Here is a 16,834-nt window from a genome sequence, read left to right as displayed (position 1 = left end):
AGCTCCGGCAGCTCCTACGCTCGCCGGGCCTCCTCAGAGCTTACACGCCGACGCTGACCCATGCTTGCGCCTTCTTTCGCCATTCCTCGTCGAAACGTGCGGTAAGATCCCTGGCTGCGTCTGGTGAAAGAAGCTGGTCGACGGCGGAGGTCCGGACCTCGTCGATGTCAGGAATCTCGGTGTAGCCGAGGTTGCCGAGCCGTTCGCCAAAAGGGGGATGCGTCGAATCGGGGTCGTGCTCGCGACTGAGGCCGGCAACGGCGGCAGCGGCCATCGGCCCAGGCGCCCGGATATCTCCAAGCTGGTCGAGTATCCGCGCAAAAGGCGGACGCGGCGCATTGATCGCGCCCAGCATTTCCTTCTCCAACGGGGCGAACACGAGATCGGTGAGACGCGTTCCGCAGGCCTCCGTCAGCACCAGGGCGCGCGCAGCCTCAGTGCGTCCAACCTGCTCGGCTGCGCCGAGATCGGCGCCAAGCTCGTTCTCGCGTGACAACGCGCGATATTCCTTCTCGAGCCATTCGAGCAGGGAATGGAGGAAGGCCCTGGCAATGCGCCCCGTGATGGTTCGGTCCGGATCGGCGTAGAACAGGACATTCTCCGAAGCCGCGATGAAATCCGCCAGGTTGCTCCCTCCCGAGGTATGCCGAAGCCGGGCATGTGCCACCTCATGGGCGATGACAGCGCGAACCGCGCGCTCATCCAGAATGATCAACAATGGCAGGCCAACGGTCATCGTGACGTGCCGCCTGAACAGCCCGGCGTATCGGTTCACCTCCCCGATCGAAGCATTGAAATCGGTGTTGATCAGCAGGGTGCGGCTCGACCGGACAAAGGTGGGATCAAGCTCCTTCCACATCGCCCAGAGGCCGGGAGCGGTCTCCTCGTTTGCCTCGAAGCTCCGATGCTTTCGCGAAGGCAGGAGCAGCAGGCCGAATGCGATCGCCATCGCGGCCGTGAATACGGAGAACACAAGGGGGGCCGTGACCAGCGCTGTGATCGTGTAGCGATCCATGGCCATCAACCAAATGGCCAGGATCGCGCAGGCTATCGCCACGACCGGAAGAACCGCGTAGCGACCAAGACGCAGGATGATTTTCAGGACAAGGCGATTCATCTGCGCTTTGACAGCGGAGCGATCATGCCTTGCCGCAGGAGCCGTTGCTCTGATGCAAACCGGCGACGTCCGCGCGGCCCTGGCTTTCCGTGACCTGGATGAGTGTGATTGCGCCAGGAGTCACGATTCCCATCTGCGGCTGGGCGGAGAGGTAGGTGGTGCTGCCGGCGCGCAGATCGACGCTCACCTTCTCGCTCCCTTGCCCGAACAGATTGCTGCTCAGCGGCAAATTGTTGACGGCGACGTCGTGGCGGCCCGGAGGCAGCTCGCACGCGATGAACCCCGCCGCTTGACTGCCGCCAATCACGCGTCCATCGACGGCATAGCTGGGCTGGATCGCAAATCCCAAGGCCGAGCTGCGGTAAACCACCAGCCTTGCAGCACCAGACTTGACGTTATCAGTGAGAGCTTGGCCGCCCATCGGCCCCGATGCACACCCCGCGAGCAACGTAGCCACGGCAAAAATCCCCAGACACCTTCGCATTCTCGCCCCAAGATCATTCCAATTGTCCCCGCGGCATCATTGTCAGGGTAGTGGCTGAAGTCAACATCGACCTCAGGTCGTGGAGGGCAGGTTGGTGTTAGCGCCACCCAAGTGCCGGCGCGACGTGGGTCAAGATCGCTTCGATCGCATGCGCGCAGTAGGCGACACCCAACTGGTTGGGCACGGTCAGCAAAAGCGTGTCGGCCTCCGCGATGGCCTCGTCTTGCCGTAGTTGCTCGATCAGCACATCAGGCTCCGCCGCATAGGAGCGGCCAAAAATCGCGCGGGTGCGCGGGTCGATGAAGCCGATCTGGTCTTCCTCTTCACCGCCGCGGCCAAAATAGGCGCGGTCGCGATCGTCGATCAGCGCAAAGATGCTGCGGCTGACGGAGACGCGCGGCGTGCGGGTGTGGCCGGCTTCCTTCCACGCGGCGCGATAGCTACGGATCTGGGCTGCCTGCTGCACATGAAACGCTTCGCCCGTCTCATCGTTCTTGAGCGTCGAGCTCTGCAGGTTCATGCCGAGCTTGGCTGCCCAGACCGCGGTCGCATTCGAGCCGGTGCCCCACCAGATTCGTTCGCGCAGGCCTTCGGAATGCGGCTCGAGCCGCAGCCGCCCCGGCGGGTTCGGAAACATCGGCGTCGGATTGGGTTCTGCAAAACCCTCGCCGCGCAAAATGTCCAGGAAGACTTCGGCGTGACGCCGGCCCATGTCGGCGTCGGTCTGGCCCTCGGCAGGGCGGTAGCCAAAATAGCGCCAGCCGTCGATCACCTGCTCGGGCGAGCCGCGGCTGATGCCGAGCTGCAGCCGTCCGCCGGCGATCAGATCGGCGCTGCCCGCGTCCTCCGCCATGTAGAGCGGGTTCTCGTAGCGCATGTCGATCACGGCGGTGCCGATCTCGATGCGGCTGGTTTTTGCGCCGACGGCGGCGAGCAACGGAAAGGGCGAGGCGAGCTGGCGCGCAAAATGATGGACGCGGAAATAGGCGCCGTCAGCGCCGAGCTCTTCCGCCGCAACGGCAAGCTCGATCGATTGCAGCAGCGTGTCCGCGGCCGAGCGGGTCTGCGATTGCGGCGAGGGCGTCCAGTGCCCGAACGAGAGGAATCCGAGCTTTTTCATGGGGCATCTATGGATGATCGGGAGGGGTTAGTCTTCTGACATTTGGGCGAGGCGGAAGACTTGCGGGCTGCGGGATCGTCGAAATCGCAGGGATTGCGCCGGTGTTTCTGATTTACCCGCCGCATCAATAACTTCGTCAAATCCACAAGGCACCGCGCCTGCGACCGCCGGCTACTTTGCATGGGGTTGTTTTCGACACTTTTGGTCGAGCGGGTTGCGAAAGGCTCGGGCTGAACCCGATTTCAGCCCGTCACTTCATCACCCGCAGGCCCTTGGTCGTAAACCGTTGCGTCTTGCCGCCGGGGCGTAAGGGGCGCTTCGTGCCGGCGGCCTTGCCGGTGCCGGGCGGCTGGTGCGCGGGCACGAGCTGCTCCGGGCGCGGGCCGATCAGGTCGCGGCGGCCCATCTGGATCAAGGCCTCGCGCAGCACCGGCCAGTTGTCGGGGTCGTGGTAGCGCAAAAAGGCCTTGTGCAGGCGGCGCTGCCGCAGGCCCTTGATCGCCTCGACCTTGTCGCTGCCGCCGCGCCGCACGCCGCGTAAGGGATTGACGCCGGTGTGGTACATCGCGGTTGCGGTCGCCATCGGCGAGGGCAGGAAGGTCTGCACTTGATCCGCGCGGTAGCGGTTCTTCTTCAGCCACAGCGCGAGGTTCATCATGTCCTCGTCGGTCGTGCCCGGATGCGCCGCGATGAAATAGGGGATGAGGTAATACTTCTTGCCGGCCTGCTCGGCGGCGGCATCGAACATCTGCTTGAAGCGGTTATAGGCGCCGATGCCCGGCTTCATCATCTTGTCGAGCGGACCGCGCTCGGTATGTTCAGGCGCGATCTTCAGGTAGCCGCCGACGTGATGGGTGACGAGCTCCTTGATGTATTCGGGGCTCTCGACCGCGAGGTCGTAGCGTACGCCGGAGGCGACCATCACCTTCTTGATGCCCTTGGTCTCGCGCACCTTGCGATAGAGGCGGATGAGATCGTCATGCGAGGTGTTGAGGTTCGGGCAGATTTCCGGGAAGACGCAGGACGGCCGGCGGCAGGCGGCCTCGACCTTCGGATCCTTGCACGCCATCCGGTACATGTTGGCGGTGGGGCCGCCGATGTCTGAGATCACCCCGGTGAAGCCCGGCGTCTTGTCTCTGATGCGCTCGATCTCGCGCAGGATCGAACCCTCGGAGCGGTTCTGGATGATGCGGCCCTCATGCTCGGTGATTGAGCAGAAGGTGCAGCCGCCAAAGCAGCCGCGCATGATGGTCACCGAGAACTTGATCATCTCCCAGGCCGGGATTCGCGCATCGCCATAGGACGGATGCGGCGCGCGGGCGTAGGGCAGGTCGTAGACCGAATCCATCTCCTCCGTGGTGAGCGGGATCGGCGGCGGGTTGAGCCAGAGATCGCGGTCGCCGTGGCGCTGCACCAGCGGCCGCGCATTGCCGGGATTGCTCTCCCGGTGCAGCACGCGCGAGGCACGCGCATAGGCTTCCTTGTCCTGCTCGACCTGTTCCAGCGCCGGCAGGCGGATCACGGTGTTGCCGCGCTGGCGCGCCGCGCCCTCGTCGGCGGAGTCGAGATCGTCGGCATGCAGCTCGGTGTAGTCCTCCGGCGTGCGGCGGAACAGCGCGACGCCCCTGATGTCGTCGAGGCTACGCGGCGCTTCGCCGGCAGCCAGCCGATGCGCCACTTCGACGACGGCGCGTTCGGCATTGCCGTAGAGCAGCAAGTCCGCCTTGGCGTCGGCGAGGATCGAGCGGCGCACCTTGTCGGACCAATAGTCGAAATGCGCGATGCGGCGGAGCGAGGCCTCGATGCCGCCGAGCACGATCGGCACATCCTTGAACGCCTCGCGGCAGCGCTGGGCGTAGACGATGGTGCAGCGGTCCGGCCGCTTACCGCCTTCGCCGCCCGCCGTATAGGCGTCGTCATGGCGCAGCCGGCGGTCCGCTGTGTAGCGGTTGACCATCGAGTCCATGTTGCCGCCGGTGACGCCGAAGAACACCTTTGGCTTGCCCAACGCCCTAAACGGCTCGGCCGAGTGCCAGTCCGGCTGCGCGATGATGCCGACCCGGAATCCCTGCGCCTCCAGAAGGCGGCCGATGATCGCCATGCCAAAGCTCGGATGATCGACATAGGCATCGCCCGTCACCAGCACGATGTCGCAGGTATCCCAGCCGAGTGCATTCATCTCGGCGCGGCTCATCGGGAGGAACGGCGCCGGCTTGCCGGGGTGTGCCCGGTTGCGCGGCCAGGAGGCCAGGGGTTTTGCGGTGGCGGAAAGCATGTCCATGCGCCCACGCATAGGACTCTTGGGCCGCGAATTCAATCGACGGCATGGCTCCGGCGCCGGTTCCGCGCCTGCCGGCCGTATTCTTACGTTCCAGCCAGCTCCCGCCGCATGTCGGCCGCGGTCGCCGGTTCCGCGCCCTCCGCGCGCACCAGGCGCACGGCGTCCTCGACGAGGCGGAGATTGGTCGCCGTCGAGCCCAGCAGCGCGTCCTCCAGCCCGACGCGGATATGGCCGCCGCGGGCCGCCGTGTCTGATATCAGCGGCGTGATGTCGACGCCGAGCCCCGAGGTCATCCACGGCGCACCGCTCGCCTCCTCCTCCATCAACGTCACAAGCGCCGCCAATCCATAAGGCTTCGGCGGAAAGCAGAACGCGAATTGCTGCGAGAACATGAAGCGGTAGATCGGCGTCTTCACGCCGCTCGCGCGCGCCAGCGCCGCGCCAGCGCGGATGAAGCCCGGCTCGTAGATGGCGAAAGCGGGGTGGATGCCGTGACGTACGGCAACGCCAAGCCCGTGCCGGATATGGGCTTCCGGATTGAGATAGGTGTCCGCGGGTTTCGCCTGCGCCGTGGTCGCGGTCAGCGTAAAATTGACGCTGCCGGGATCGACGACAGCGAATTCGAGCAGGCCGCGTTCGGCGAGAGCCTCGATATGAGCGAACCGCGTGGCTGCGGCGTCCGCGACATTGCCGCGCGCATCGAGGCCGGGGATGGACGGGTAGACGGGAACGTCGACCGCTGCACGAATGCCCTCGATGATGCGCGCATAGACCTGCCAGTCGAACGTCTGCGGCCCGCCGCCGTCATAGGCGTGGGTGTGGATGATGGTTGCCCCGGCGCGGGCGCAGGCGATGCCTTCGGCGACGATGGCCTCGATCGTGTCGGGAATGCCGGGCTGGTAGGCCCGGCTCCACGGCCCGTTCAATGCCGCCTCGATCCAGACTTTTCGCATGGCGAGACCTCCGGCGATTGACGTGTCTAGTCGGCCGCTTCGACGATCCTGATGTCGCGCTCGGCGCCATCGCCGAGAAGGTCGTGGGCTGCCTGATAGGCGGGGCTCGCATAGGCCGCTTTGGCGCTTTCCACGCTGTCGAATTCGATGAGGACGACGCGTTCTACCAGACCGAGCTCAAAGGCCGCGGCAGGTATGCCGCGGGCGAGCACGCGGCCGCCGGCGGCCTCGATGGCCGGTCGCGACAGTTTTGCATACGCCGCCATCGCGTCGGGATTCTTGATCGAGCGGTACGTCGCGACCCAATATGCCTTGGGCATGTCTTCCCCATTCCTGCTTCGCCGCTACGCGTCGCTTCCAAGCTGCGCGGCCGGCGACTACGATCTCTAGCACGCAAATCAGGGAGTTCCGAGCGCCGCATGGCTGCATCGCATCATCTCGCCGTCGTCATCGCGGTTTTAGCCAGCGCGCTTCTGCGCGTGACGTCCGTCAACGCAGCACCTGCCGCAGCGCTCACCGCGAGGCAGGCCGAGGCGCTCGATGCCTATAACCGCGCATTGAGCGACTTCAAATCGATCCTCGGCGAACGCCGCCGCCAGATCGACGCAAAGGAGCCGCTGCCGAACCTGCCGGGGCAGGCGCTGTACCTCGCCCGCGTTAGCGTCATGAGCACCTACAAGGATCTCACGGACGCGCTGCCGTCGAAGATCGGGCGGCCCAACAAGTTCGAGATCCCGCCGGCCTATTTCGACGCCGACAATGAGCCGCTGGTCGACGAGTACCGAAGGCTGTTCGACGTCATGGAGCGCCCGCCCGCCTATGCGCAGGCCTCGCCGACGCCATTCAAGGACGTCGTCGATCTCGGCATCGCGATCGCGCGCGCGAAAGGCCTTGATGCGAAGGACGCTGAAGCGGCGGGCCGGATCAGCCTCGGGATGTTCTTTGCAGAAACCAACGGCAATCAGAACGTCGGCAACGGGCGCTCGAACTCCTACAAGGGCAGCTATCAGACCGGGCCGTCAGAAGATCGCAACGGCCGCAAGCGCTGGGCCGCGATCAAGGAGAAGATCGCGGCTGCTGATCCCCAAATCATCGCGCGCGATGCAAAAGAAGAGGCGCGCGCCGCCGGCATCGACCAGCGGTACAATCACTGGACTGCTGTCAGAAACGGCCTGATGAATGCGCACGCCGATCTGTTCGCGCAGATCCCGGCCATCGCAAAAATGCTGCCGGACCCGATCGACCAGATGAAGGTATTTGAGCTGATCCAGATCGTGCCGGCGCCGACACGGACGGCGCTGAGGTCGGGCAATTTCCTTCAGACCCGGGTGTCCGATCCGACCATCATGAAATATCTGCGCAACAACAGCGTATTCGCGTTCGGACAGGCCGATCGCGCGCGGACGTCGGCGGCCTTCCGCGAGATCATGGATGCGATGTGGCTCTTCAACATCAAGTTCGAGCGCGCGCTGGCTGAGTTCGACGCGGTCAAGGCGCGCGGCCGTCCGTGAAAATCGGGCTGGCGGCCGCTTGTCTACCAGGCAAGTTGCATGAGCAATGGAAGCATGATGCCGATGGCCCGTTCGATGTCGCGGTAGTCGTCACGGTAGTGCCGTTCAGCGATCATCTGGCGATGCCTTGGTTTGCGCTGAGCCAGTCTTTCGCGCTTGCCGCTGGAGGCAGCTTTTGTATCCGCCGGCTTTGCTAGAACCGGCGCTGCGATCGCCGGCCTTTGTTCGACAGGCACTGCCTGAACGGGCTTCGTCACGATCACGGCGGGCCGCTCGACATAGGTCGGTGTGGCCGGCTTTTGCTCGGCGGGCGCAGTCTGAACGGGCTGCGTCGCTGATATGGCAGGCTGCTCGACTGAAAGTGCGGCGGCCGGCGCTTGCTCGACAGGTGTTGCGGCCTGAGCGGGCTTTGCCTCGGTCACAGCAGCAGACTCAGGTGACGCGGCGGCCGGCTTTGGTTCGACTGGCGGAGCCGGAACAGCTTTCGTCTCCGTCACAACAGGCGGTACGACAGGTGATGCGGTGGCTGGCTTCTGTTCGATGGGCGCAGCCTGAGCAGGTTTTGTCTCGACCGGTGCATGCGGTTTGGCGGCCGCCGCGGCGGCCGGTTTATGCTCGACAGGCGCAGGATGAACGGGTTTCGCCCTGGCCGCCGTGCCGTCTTCCTCGTCCATCACGGCGCGGCATCCCGGGCTGAGACTCGCCTTGTTCCTTCGCATGCACGCGATGATCCTCGAAATGTTTGGTATTTCCGAGCTGCAAAGACGGAAAGCGTCGCCTGTGCACATCTGTCGCGCCCGGGCGCTGTAAGCATAGCTCGGCGAACCCACAACGCTCGAGAGGGACAGCGCGACGCCCAAGGTCAAGCCGATCTTGCGGATGGTGCTGATGCGCGGCGCGGTCATGCTTGCGTCCGTCGTTCGATGGGTAAGCTGGCCAAGCCTGCCCCATCGAGACGGAAACGACCGTGATCAAGCGCACGTTCGCAGACGTCGGACGATCCTAATGACCGATGCCGGAATTAGCCGGCCTCTGCCGCATCATTGGCTGCATAGCGCAGCAAGAGGCGATGCGTCGGGTAGAAGATGACGGCGGGAAGGCCGACCATCAGCATCACGAACCACAGCGGCCCCGGCATGAAACTCTGGACCGCGGCGTCGCTCGGGCCGAACACGTAGTTGATGTTGACCGGCAGATTGTCGATCGCGGCCGGCGGCGCCGGCATCAGGAAGTAGCAGACCGACAGCAACACCCAGGACGCAACGGTCCACACGGCGAACGCGCGGCGATCATAGCCGAGGCGCCAGACCAGCCAGGCCAGCACGAAGGGCAGCCAGAAATGGAAGAACGACAGCGATCGCGTGAACAGCGGCAGTTTTGCGTCGAACATATAGGCCGTCATCCCGGTCAGCGGCACGCCGGCGGCGGCGCCGAGGAAGTCGACCGCCCATAGTGCCTGCGGCAGCAAAATGCCGACTGCGGGCGCTGACGCCAGCAGCGGGTTCTCCAGCCAGATCGCTAGCAGGCCGGTGAGCAGCGCGATGTCGCAGAAATAGAGGAAGTTGGTTGGTCCGTAAGCGACCAGATAGGTCGGCACCAGCACGGCACAGAAGGCACTGTAGGCGAGCTTGAACCAGAGCGGAATCCGCGCCTCGTCAGCGTCGTCCGTCGATGTTGCAGCCAGTTCCGATGCTTGCATGGTGATTGCGGGAGGTGCCTGCGATTGCTGAAGTCGCGCGGGAACATCAATTGCGCTTCAACTCGCACGAGAGTGCGGTTTCGCGACCATGTGCGTCAAGCAAGGTGCCCGCGATGTTCGCGCGCAGAGTTAACGGGAGATTGTGGCGCGGAGGTAGCCGACGCGATCCGTCAGCTCGTCTTTACCTTCGACAGGCCCGCGGCTCGCGCGGGTTTCGCCGGTGCGCGATGGTACCGCGCCGTCACGCGCTTCGTCTTCTTCACGTCCGCGGTCGCGTGCGCCACCTTCGCACCGCCGCGGCGAGACGCGTATTCCTGGCCGTCGATCGGGCCGACATGCGGCGGATCGCGATCGAGATAGGGGCGTCCGATTCCATACGTCTTGCCGTTGGCGTCGACCCATTTCCAGAGCTTTTCGGTGGACACCCAGCGCTGCGCGCGATTCTTGCCGTCGACGCTGACGATGTCGGCCGCGAGCCCGTGGCCGTAGCCCCCGCGCAGGCTGCCGCCATGATAGGACCGGTTGCTGGCGGCCTTCAGGCCGCTTGCGATCGACTGCCGGTAGTCATCACGGAATGCGCTGGTGATGCCGGGCGATAGGCCGGCCGCCTCGGCCGCATGCAGCGCATGGAACAGTTTCAGCTTGAAGCTGCGGTCCATGCCACCGATCACATAGTCCATCATCGACTTGCCGGAGCGATCGGCCGCCTTCGGATCCTTCCAGGTAAAATCTTGATCGACGAGCTTCGTGAAGGTCCGGGTGACCATCATTGTCCTGCCCTTGCGCTTGACCGCCACCTTGCGCTGCTCGCGCTCCTTGATCGTGTCCTCCTTGGGCGTGCGCTGATAAAGCGCCCATAGATAGCGATCGATGCACGGTTCGACGACGAGGCATTCGTCGACGATCTCGAACGAACTCACCGCATCCTTGGCGGCTTCCCGGGTCTCGTTCGCGTCGTGCTCCGGCGTGTTCGCGATGTCGGTCTGCACGGAAGGTGTTTCGGGCAACAGCATTTCCGACGGACTTGCCATCGCGACCTGCACCGGCGGTGCGTCAGGCGGCGGGATCTCGGATGGAGCGGCCATTGCGGCTTGCAGCAGGACCGGCGCGTCGGCCGGCAGCATTTCGAAGGAAGCGATGTCCTCGATGACGGGTGCTGCTGCCTTGTTGGCAGCACGCGGATTGGCGGTGACCATGTTCGTGGCCGATACGTTCGCCATCGCCATCTCGATCAGGCGACCGTAGCGATTGCCCGGTGCGGCGGTTTCGGAATGGGAGGAGGCGGGTGCGCTGGTGTCCGCGATGGCTGCGCCGCCGGTGGTTTCGACTGCAGCCGCATCGAAGCTTCCGATCCAGCCGACAACGCAGGCTCCGAGTACGGCCGTCCGGCCCAGGGCGACCGGTACCAGCGAAAGTCGCTGCGTGTTCATCATCTGGGCCTCCGAGGGCTCCCGAAGGAACCTTGTTCAATAGCCAAGCATGCGGACAGGGCTGATTGTTCGAAGGCAGATGTGGCAGTGCAATGGCGCAATTGGCCGGATAGTGACCTTTTCCGGGAACTGTGGCTTGTGGGCAACGTCAGATGGCGCGGCAGGACGACGGGATTGCCAGGCTTGGCTGACATTGAATGTCAATTTCGAAGAGAGGGTGCTTCTCTCGGTGCTGTGCAGCATCAGCGCCGTGGCTCGAAAGTCACTCGATCACGTCGTCGGCCACCAGCAGGAACGCGCGCGCAACGGTCAGACCCAGTTCGCGGGCCGTCCTGAGATTGATCACCAGCTCGAACTTGACCGGCTGCTCGACGGGCAGCTCCGCCGGCTTGGCACCTTTCAGGATCCTGTCGGCATGGGCGGCGGTCTGCCGCGCAAGATCGGACTGGTTCGCGCCATAGGCCATGAGGCCGCCGAAGTCGGCGAATTCCCGGGCGGCTCCCATCGCCGGCAACCGGCTGCTCGCTGCGGCGCCGGCAATGCGCCTGTATTCGCCGAACAGCATCGGGCTCGGCATGACGATGAGCGCCTGGGCGCGAGCGCTCGTCATCGCCTCGAACGCACCGGCGATCTGGTCCGGGCTTGCGGCCGGGACCAGTTGAAGCTGCAATCCCAGCGTCCGGGCTGCGACCTCGATTTCGCTCCGGATACCCGCCATGGTGCGCTCGCTATAGGCGTTGGGGTGCAGCAGCGCCGCCACGCGGGAGAGGCCGGGAACGACCTCCTGCAGCAATTGAAGACGTTTGGCGACCAGCTCCGGTCCGAGGAACGTCGTGCCCGTCACGTTGCCGCCGGGTCGTGCCAGGCTCGCCACAAGCTCGTCGGCAACTGGATCGGCCATGCCGATCACCACAATCGGAATCGTGCTCGTTGCCTGACGCGCCGGCCGTGCCGCGGTCGTGCTGATCGCGACGATGATGTCGGGCTTGCCTCCGACCAACTCGGCCGCCAGCTCGCGCAACCGGTCGGAATTTCCGTTGGCGAACTGGCGCTCCACGACGAGGTTCTTGCCCTCCGTGTAGCCAAGCTCGCTCAACCCCTTCAGGAAGGCGTTGAGCATGTTGAAGGTCGGATCGGGAAGCTCGGAGCGGCCCGGCGACAGAATGCCGATCCGGCGCGGCGGCTCCTGACGCTGTGAGTGCGCCGGCCGCATTGCGGCTGCAAGCAACAGACCGGCCGTGAAGTCCCGCCGCCTCATTGCACAACGCCCCAGACCGCCTCGGCCATATCGGGATCGTAGCAGGTTGTGGCGGCGCGGCGCGCGGAAAAATCGCCGCGGCTTATCACCGATGTCGTCCGTCGGACAAGGCAGGCCCGCCGCTCACCCGACCTTCAACACCTTTACGTAGGTCAGGCCCGAATTGTTGATGTGCGTCACCATCAGCTCGGCAAATGCCTTGATGTCGCCGCGCGAGAACAATTGCACCAGCGTGCGGTGCTCGTCGAACGAGGCCTGGGTCTCGACGTCGATCGGCGAGCTCACATTGGTGCGGAGTGCCGCGACGCGGCCGGAGACGAGCTGGTAGGATTCCTCGAGATAGCGATTGCCGCAATGCGCGAAGAACGCCTCGTGCAGCGCCGTGTCCGCGTGCCCATAGGCGATCCGGTCCTTGGCCGCAAAAGCCTTCGCCATCGAATCCATCGCCGCCTCGATCGCGGCGATCGTACCCTCGCGATCGCGGGCATAGGCAAGCTCGGCGGCCTTTGGCTCGATCACCGTCCTGAAGGAGCAGAGCGCCGTGATGTCCTCGGCGCTCGGCGTGAACACGAAGCTGCCGACCTGCGGCCGGATCACGACCAGCCCCTGCGCCTGCAACAGGCCCATCGCCTCCCGCACCGGGGTGCGGCTGACGCCGAAGGATTGTGCGACCATTTCTTCCGAGATGGCTGCGCCAAGTGCGAACTCGCCGTCGATGATGGCCTCGCGCAGCCGCAGCATCACCCGCTGCGCCAGCGATTTCGGCGAATCGAGCTTCAGCGACTTCATCGGCCCTCCTGCGTCCATTCTAACGGTTTGCAGGGGGCGTGTCGTGCGCACCGAGATCGTCATATCGGTTAGATGACCTTGCCGGGATTGAGCAGATGGTCCGGATCGAGCGCGGCCTTGAGCGTGCGCATCAAGGTGATCTCGGCCTCGCTGCGCGCGTGTCCCAGCCATTGCTTCTTCAGCGTGCCGATGCCGTGCTCGGCGGAGACGCTGCCGCCCATCTCGCGCACCAGGCCGTAGATGATCGCGTCCATCTCGGCTTTCGGCTGTCGCTCGATTGGAAGTCCGGTCACCCAGGATACAAGGTGCAGATTGCCGTCGCCGATATGGCCGTAATAGACGCTCTCGCAGCCGGCGATGCCGTTGGCGAGATCAGCCTTGCAGCGCCTGACGAACTCGTCCATGCGGCCGACGGCAAGGCCGATATCGTAGGCATTGTGCGGACCCAGCACCTGGCCGAATTCGGCGCAGATGTCGCGCACTTCCCAAAAGGCTTTCGCCTGTGCCAGCGATTGCGCGACGGCCGCGTCCGCAAGCAGGCCGCGCTCCATCAGTTCCTCGAGCCAGCTCTGGAAGCGCGGCGCATCGATGGCGTCGTCGGTGCCTTGCGCCTCCACCAGCACATAGAAGCCGTGGCCTGCGCCGACCGGCGGCCGCACGCCGGCGCGCGCGGTGATGATGTCCCAGTAGTCCGGCCACATCACTTCGAAAGCCGACAGCAGCGGACCGAGCCCGCTGCGCGCAGCATCGAGCAGAGCGACTACGGCGGAATAATCCTCGAGCGCACAGAGCGCGGCCATGGTCGAGCGCGGTTTCGGGAACAGGCGGAGCACCACGCGGGTGATGATGCCGAGCGTGCCTTCCGAACCGATGAAGAGATGTTTCAGATCGTAGCCGGCGTTGTTCTTGAGGAGCTTGTTGAGGCTGGTCATGATCGTGCCGTCGGGCAGCACGACTTCGAGGCCGAGCACCAGCTCGCGCGTCATGCCGTAGCGGATCACGCGATTGCCGCCGGCATTGGTGGAGAGATTGCCGCCGATCGCACACGAGCCGCGCGACCCCAGATCCAGCGGGAAGAAGAAGCCGGCCTCGTCCGCCGCCTTCTGGATGGTCTCCAGCGGCGTGCCTGACTTCACGGTCATGGTCGCGGACGCCGGGTCGATCTCCTCGATGCCGACCATCCGCTCCAGCGAGATCGCGACCCAGCCCGGCTCGGGCGCGGCGCCGCGGCACAGGCCGGTCAGGCCGCCCTGCGGGACGAAGGGCAGGCGTGCCTTGCGGCATGTGATGATGGCGTCCGCGACGCCAGCGGCATCAACCGGACGGATCACCGCGCGCGGACGATTGGGCAGGCTCGCGCTCCAATCATTGCAATTGCGCTCGGGCACGTCGGCGTCGACCAGGACGGCCTGCGGGCCCAGCCGGCGTTGCAGGGCGCCGAGCAGGTGCTCGGATCGTTCGGGCAGCGTCATCGCGTCCATGCAGGAACCTTTGGTGGCCGGTCTGGTTGGCAGATCCGATTGCTTTCCTCTTGTATGTAAGGTACATGTGGAAAAGTAAAGGGGCGAAACGCCCCGGGTCGTCCGTAAAATGTCGGTCGATCAGCGACTTAGCGTATTGGCGCGACCTGAGGACGGTGTGATGGCGGAAGCAATTCGTGGATTCTGGGTGGCGTCGGCCACGCCCCTGACGGTTGACGGTCAGGTCGATAACGCCCAGCTCGCCCGGCACGCTCTCCAGCTGTTCGGTAAGGGTGTCGACGGCGTCGTGCTGTTCGGCACGACCGGCGAGGGCACCTCGTTCAATGTCGCCGAGCGCGTCGCGACGGTAGAGGCGCTGCTCAAGGCCGGCGTTGCGGCGCCGCGCATCGGCATCGGCGGCGGTTTTCCGGCGGTCAGCGACGCCATTGCGTTGACCCGTGGCGTGCTGAGCCTCGGCATCAACCACGTGCTGTACCTGCCGCCCTATTTCGATCGCAGCGTCACGCCCGAAGGTATCGAGGACGCGTTTGCCGCGATCATCGACGGCGTCGCCGAGGATCGCTTGCGCGCTTACCTCTATCACATCCCGCAGGTCTCGGGCGTCGCCATTCCGCCGCCGGTCGCAGCGAGCCTGCGCAAGCGCTACGGCAAGATCGTTGCGGGCCTGAAGGATTCCAGCGGCGATTTCCGCCAATTCCAGACGTTCCGTGCCGCCGCCCCCGAGCTCGCGATCACGGTCGGCAATGAAGCCGACATCGCCCGCGCGGTCGCGGCCGGCGGTGCCGGCACGATCTGCGGCATGGCCAACGTCGTGCCCGATCTCGTCAAGGGCATGCTGCGCGGCGCCGATATCGAAGCGCGAATGCAGGCGGCGATCGACGTCGTGATCAAGACGCCGTCATTCCTGCCGACACTGAAAGCCATTCTCGCGGCGCAGACGGGTGATGCCGGCTGGCTGCGCGTGCGTCCGCCGCTGCGACCGCTTTCGGACGGAACGGCATTCAAGCTGAAGCTGGATGAACTGACGAGCCCTGCCATCGCGTGACGGCGCAGGGCATGACCGGAGCCGGATCCATGCGGCGCGACACCTTGATATTTGTCGCCTGGTACTCGTGGGTGGCCGTGCTCCTGGCGACGATGGCCTAATTCTTCTTCGGCTGAGGCGCGGCCGCCTCCTAGCCAACCGCCCCATATTCGTCCAAGAGCTTGAGCCTCGTCATTCGTCCGCCAATTATTCGTCGGCCAAGGCTCTGCACGCCATGACTCTTCCGACCGTCACTCCCGCCGACATCCGCCGCGCGCTGCTGCTCCGTGAGGAGATCGCGCTGCTCGATCTCAGGCACGAGGCTCAATTCGCCACGGGACATCCGCTGTTTGCCGCCAACATGGCTCTGGGGCGGATCGCGCTCGAAGCCGAGGCGCGGCTGCCGCACAAGAACGTGCCGATCACACTGTATGACGACGGCGAAGGACTGGTCGCGCCGGCCGCCGAACGCTTCGCAGCGCTGGGCTACACCAATATCAGCGCGCTCGCCGGCGGGCTCAGGGCCTGGCGCGCGGCCGGTTACGAAGTCTTCGAGGACGTCAATTCCTACGCCAAAGCGTTCGGCGAGCTGGTCGAAGCGCGCCGCCACACGCCATCGTACAGCGCGGACGAGGTCGCCGGCCTGATCGCCGACAAGGCCAACATCGCCATCCTGGATGTCCGTCGTTTCGACGAATACGCCACCATGAACATCCCGGGCTCGGTCAGCGTGCCCGGCGCCGAGCTGGTGTTGCGCGCAGGGAATGCGGCGCCCGATCCCGACACCACGATCATCGTCAACTGCGCCGGCCGTACGCGCTCGATCATCGGCACGCAATCGCTGATCAACGCCGGCGTCCCCAACAAGGTGCGCGCGCTGCGCAACGGGACGATCGGCTGGACGCTCGCCAAACATGCGCTCGATCACGGCTCCGCGCGGCGCGGCGGCATCGGTCCGTTCGACCGCGCCGAGGCCAATGCCCGTGACGTCGCCTACCGTGCCGGTGTCCGCCACATTGGAACGGCCGAGATGCAGGCGCTATCAGCGCAAGGCGGCCGCACGCTCTATCGCTTCGATGTGCGCGACGCGGAGGAGTATGCGCGCGGCCATCTTGCGGGCTTTCGCCATTATGCCGGCGGCCAGCTCGTCCAGGAGATCGACATGGCCGCGCCCGTCCGCGGTGCACGCATCGTGCTCACCGACGACAGGCGCGTCCGCGCCGACATGACGGCATCATGGCTCGCGCAGATGGGCTGGGAGGTCTGTGTCCTCGAAGGCGGCTATGACGGCGCGCTGGAAGTGGGGCGGCCGATCGTCCTGCCCAAGCCCGACCCGGCGCACCGTTACCGGCGTCCGTATGAAGGCACCGACGTCGCCGAGCGCGCGATGCAGGCCTATCTCGATTGGGAATATGGTCTGGTCGAGCAACTCCGCCGCGACGGGACGCATGGATTCTACGTGATCTAAGCCACCGGATGATACCGGTAGCCCCGGCATTTCGCTGCGGTTGCCTTGAGCAGCTTGATGGTGAGGACGTCGAGCATGCGCTTGATCGGCCTTTCGATCCGCGCAAGGACATGGCCAAGGACCTGGGCGAGCGTCGTCATGGGGCGGTTCCGGGCAAAGAGGAAAAATATGCTGTGCAAGTCCTAGCCCGTCCGCGCCCGGAAAACTGTGCGGCGGATC

General features: G+C 65.1%; 16 protein-coding genes. 3 read left to right on the top strand and 13 right to left on the bottom strand.

Translation table 11 applies throughout. The features are described from left to right. Positions 1–40: 40 nt before the first annotated feature. The 6 genes from JQ632_RS22225 to JQ632_RS22200 form a co-directional block, all read right to left on the bottom strand. Positions 41–1,117 carry a M48 family metallopeptidase gene (locus JQ632_RS22225; RefSeq protein ID WP_212404709.1) on the bottom strand — a complete coding sequence of 359 codons (1,077 nt, stop codon included), beginning with the start codon at positions 1,115–1,117 and terminating at the stop codon, positions 41–43. 22 nt (positions 1,118–1,139) lie between these two features. Continuing rightward, on the bottom strand, positions 1,140–1,574 hold the full coding sequence (locus JQ632_RS22220; RefSeq protein WP_312015651.1) for a DUF2846 domain-containing protein: 435 nt from the start codon (positions 1,572–1,574) through the stop codon (positions 1,140–1,142). A gap of 124 nt (positions 1,575–1,698) precedes the next feature. Next, the gene (locus tag JQ632_RS22215) at positions 1,699–2,721 is read right to left on the bottom strand and encodes an LLM class flavin-dependent oxidoreductase (protein WP_212404707.1); all 1,023 of its coding nucleotides are present in this window, start codon (positions 2,719–2,721) and stop codon (positions 1,699–1,701) included. 250 nt (positions 2,722–2,971) lie between these two features. After that, positions 2,972–4,996: a YgiQ family radical SAM protein gene (locus JQ632_RS22210; protein ID WP_409363508.1), complete on the bottom strand. Its 2,025-nt coding sequence runs from the start codon at positions 4,994–4,996 to the stop codon at positions 2,972–2,974. An 89-nt stretch (positions 4,997–5,085) separates the two neighbouring features. Next, positions 5,086–5,955 (bottom strand): 3-keto-5-aminohexanoate cleavage protein, encoded by an 870-nt coding sequence (locus JQ632_RS22205; RefSeq protein WP_212404705.1) that lies wholly within the window; start codon positions 5,953–5,955, stop codon positions 5,086–5,088. 26 nt (positions 5,956–5,981) lie between these two features. Beyond that, on the bottom strand, positions 5,982–6,275 hold the full coding sequence (locus JQ632_RS22200; RefSeq protein ID WP_212404704.1) for a DUF1330 domain-containing protein: 294 nt from the start codon (positions 6,273–6,275) through the stop codon (positions 5,982–5,984). Between the two features lie 99 nt (positions 6,276–6,374). Between JQ632_RS22200 and JQ632_RS22195 the strand changes: the two genes are divergently transcribed. Then, on the top strand, positions 6,375–7,466 hold the full coding sequence (locus JQ632_RS22195; RefSeq protein WP_212404703.1) for a hypothetical protein: 1,092 nt from the start codon (positions 6,375–6,377) through the stop codon (positions 7,464–7,466). A 23-nt stretch (positions 7,467–7,489) separates the two neighbouring features. Here JQ632_RS22195 and JQ632_RS40320 read toward each other — a convergent pair whose 3' ends face one another. The 6 genes from JQ632_RS40320 to JQ632_RS22165 form a co-directional block, all read right to left on the bottom strand. Then, complete coding sequence (locus JQ632_RS40320; RefSeq protein ID WP_312015650.1) at positions 7,490–8,371, bottom strand: hypothetical protein; 882 nt, start codon at positions 8,369–8,371, stop codon at positions 7,490–7,492. Positions 8,372–8,487: 116 nt separating this feature from the next. Next, a complete protein-coding gene (locus JQ632_RS22185) occupies positions 8,488–9,165 on the bottom strand; it encodes a hypothetical protein (protein WP_212404702.1) in 678 nt (225 codons plus the stop codon). Between the two features lie 170 nt (positions 9,166–9,335). Further along, positions 9,336–10,595 (bottom strand): peptidase M15, encoded by a 1,260-nt coding sequence (locus JQ632_RS22180; protein ID WP_409363507.1) that lies wholly within the window; start codon positions 10,593–10,595, stop codon positions 9,336–9,338. A 262-nt stretch (positions 10,596–10,857) separates the two neighbouring features. Then, positions 10,858–11,853, bottom strand: coding sequence for an ABC transporter substrate-binding protein (locus JQ632_RS22175; protein WP_212404700.1), 996 nt, complete (start codon positions 11,851–11,853; stop codon positions 10,858–10,860). A gap of 123 nt (positions 11,854–11,976) precedes the next feature. Beyond that, the gene (locus JQ632_RS22170) at positions 11,977–12,642 is read right to left on the bottom strand and encodes a GntR family transcriptional regulator (protein ID WP_212404699.1); all 666 of its coding nucleotides are present in this window, start codon (positions 12,640–12,642) and stop codon (positions 11,977–11,979) included. 68 nt (positions 12,643–12,710) lie between these two features. Next, positions 12,711–14,123 (bottom strand): FAD-binding oxidoreductase, encoded by a 1,413-nt coding sequence (locus tag JQ632_RS22165; RefSeq protein WP_212404698.1) that lies wholly within the window; start codon positions 14,121–14,123, stop codon positions 12,711–12,713. Positions 14,124–14,283: 160 nt separating this feature from the next. Here JQ632_RS22165 and JQ632_RS22160 point away from each other — a divergent pair, with 160 nt between their 5' ends. Together JQ632_RS22160 and JQ632_RS22155 are read left to right on the top strand one after the other, a co-directional pair. Beyond that, entirely contained in the window at positions 14,284–15,168 is an 885-nt protein-coding gene (locus JQ632_RS22160) for a dihydrodipicolinate synthase family protein (protein ID WP_212404697.1), read from the top strand. A 214-nt stretch (positions 15,169–15,382) separates the two neighbouring features. Next, positions 15,383–16,615: a rhodanese-like domain-containing protein gene (locus tag JQ632_RS22155; protein WP_212404696.1), complete on the top strand. Its 1,233-nt coding sequence runs from the start codon at positions 15,383–15,385 to the stop codon at positions 16,613–16,615. On the opposite strand, the gene JQ632_RS22150 is transcribed toward JQ632_RS22155, so the two are convergent. Beyond that, positions 16,612–16,755, bottom strand: a complete 144-nt coding sequence (locus JQ632_RS22150) for a hypothetical protein (RefSeq protein WP_212404695.1) — start codon at positions 16,753–16,755, stop codon at positions 16,612–16,614. The genes JQ632_RS22155 and JQ632_RS22150 overlap by 4 nt on opposite strands. Positions 16,756–16,834: the final 79 nt, after the last annotated feature.

The sequence above is a fragment of the Bradyrhizobium liaoningense genome (assembly GCF_018130955.1).
In the GTDB taxonomy this organism is placed as follows: Bacteria; Pseudomonadota; Alphaproteobacteria; order Rhizobiales; family Xanthobacteraceae; genus Bradyrhizobium; species Bradyrhizobium liaoningense_C.
Note: the sequence above shows the minus strand (reverse complement) of the source record. Positions and strands in the feature narration are given on the sequence as shown.

Excerpts from the sequence above, each read along its gene's own strand:
- JQ632_RS22225 (WP_212404709.1), bottom strand. The coding sequence starts at position 1,117 with ATGAATCGCCTTGTCCTGAAAATCATCCTGCGTCTTGGTCGCTACGCG.
- JQ632_RS22215 (WP_212404707.1), bottom strand. The coding sequence starts at position 2,721 with ATGAAAAAGCTCGGATTCCTCTCGTTCGGGCACTGGACGCCCTCGCCG.
- JQ632_RS22210 (WP_409363508.1), bottom strand. The coding sequence starts at position 4,996 with ATGCTTTCCGCCACCGCAAAACCCCTGGCCTCCTGGCCGCGCAACCGG.
- JQ632_RS22205 (WP_212404705.1), bottom strand. The coding sequence starts at position 5,955 with ATGCGAAAAGTCTGGATCGAGGCGGCATTGAACGGGCCGTGGAGCCGG.
- JQ632_RS22200 (WP_212404704.1), bottom strand. The coding sequence starts at position 6,275 with ATGCCCAAGGCATATTGGGTCGCGACGTACCGCTCGATCAAGAATCCC.
- JQ632_RS22195 (WP_212404703.1), top strand. The coding sequence starts at position 6,375 with ATGGCTGCATCGCATCATCTCGCCGTCGTCATCGCGGTTTTAGCCAGC.
- JQ632_RS40320 (WP_312015650.1), bottom strand. The coding sequence starts at position 8,371 with ATGACCGCGCCGCGCATCAGCACCATCCGCAAGATCGGCTTGACCTTG.
- JQ632_RS22185 (WP_212404702.1), bottom strand. The coding sequence starts at position 9,165 with ATGCAAGCATCGGAACTGGCTGCAACATCGACGGACGACGCTGACGAG.
- JQ632_RS22180 (WP_409363507.1), bottom strand. The coding sequence starts at position 10,595 with ATGAACACGCAGCGACTTTCGCTGGTACCGGTCGCCCTGGGCCGGACG.
- JQ632_RS22175 (WP_212404700.1), bottom strand. The coding sequence starts at position 11,853 with ATGAGGCGGCGGGACTTCACGGCCGGTCTGTTGCTTGCAGCCGCAATG.
- JQ632_RS22170 (WP_212404699.1), bottom strand. The coding sequence starts at position 12,642 with ATGAAGTCGCTGAAGCTCGATTCGCCGAAATCGCTGGCGCAGCGGGTG.
- JQ632_RS22165 (WP_212404698.1), bottom strand. The coding sequence starts at position 14,123 with ATGGACGCGATGACGCTGCCCGAACGATCCGAGCACCTGCTCGGCGCC.
- JQ632_RS22160 (WP_212404697.1), top strand. The coding sequence starts at position 14,284 with ATGGCGGAAGCAATTCGTGGATTCTGGGTGGCGTCGGCCACGCCCCTG.
- JQ632_RS22155 (WP_212404696.1), top strand. The coding sequence starts at position 15,383 with ATGACTCTTCCGACCGTCACTCCCGCCGACATCCGCCGCGCGCTGCTG.
- JQ632_RS22150 (WP_212404695.1), bottom strand. The coding sequence starts at position 16,755 with ATGACGACGCTCGCCCAGGTCCTTGGCCATGTCCTTGCGCGGATCGAA.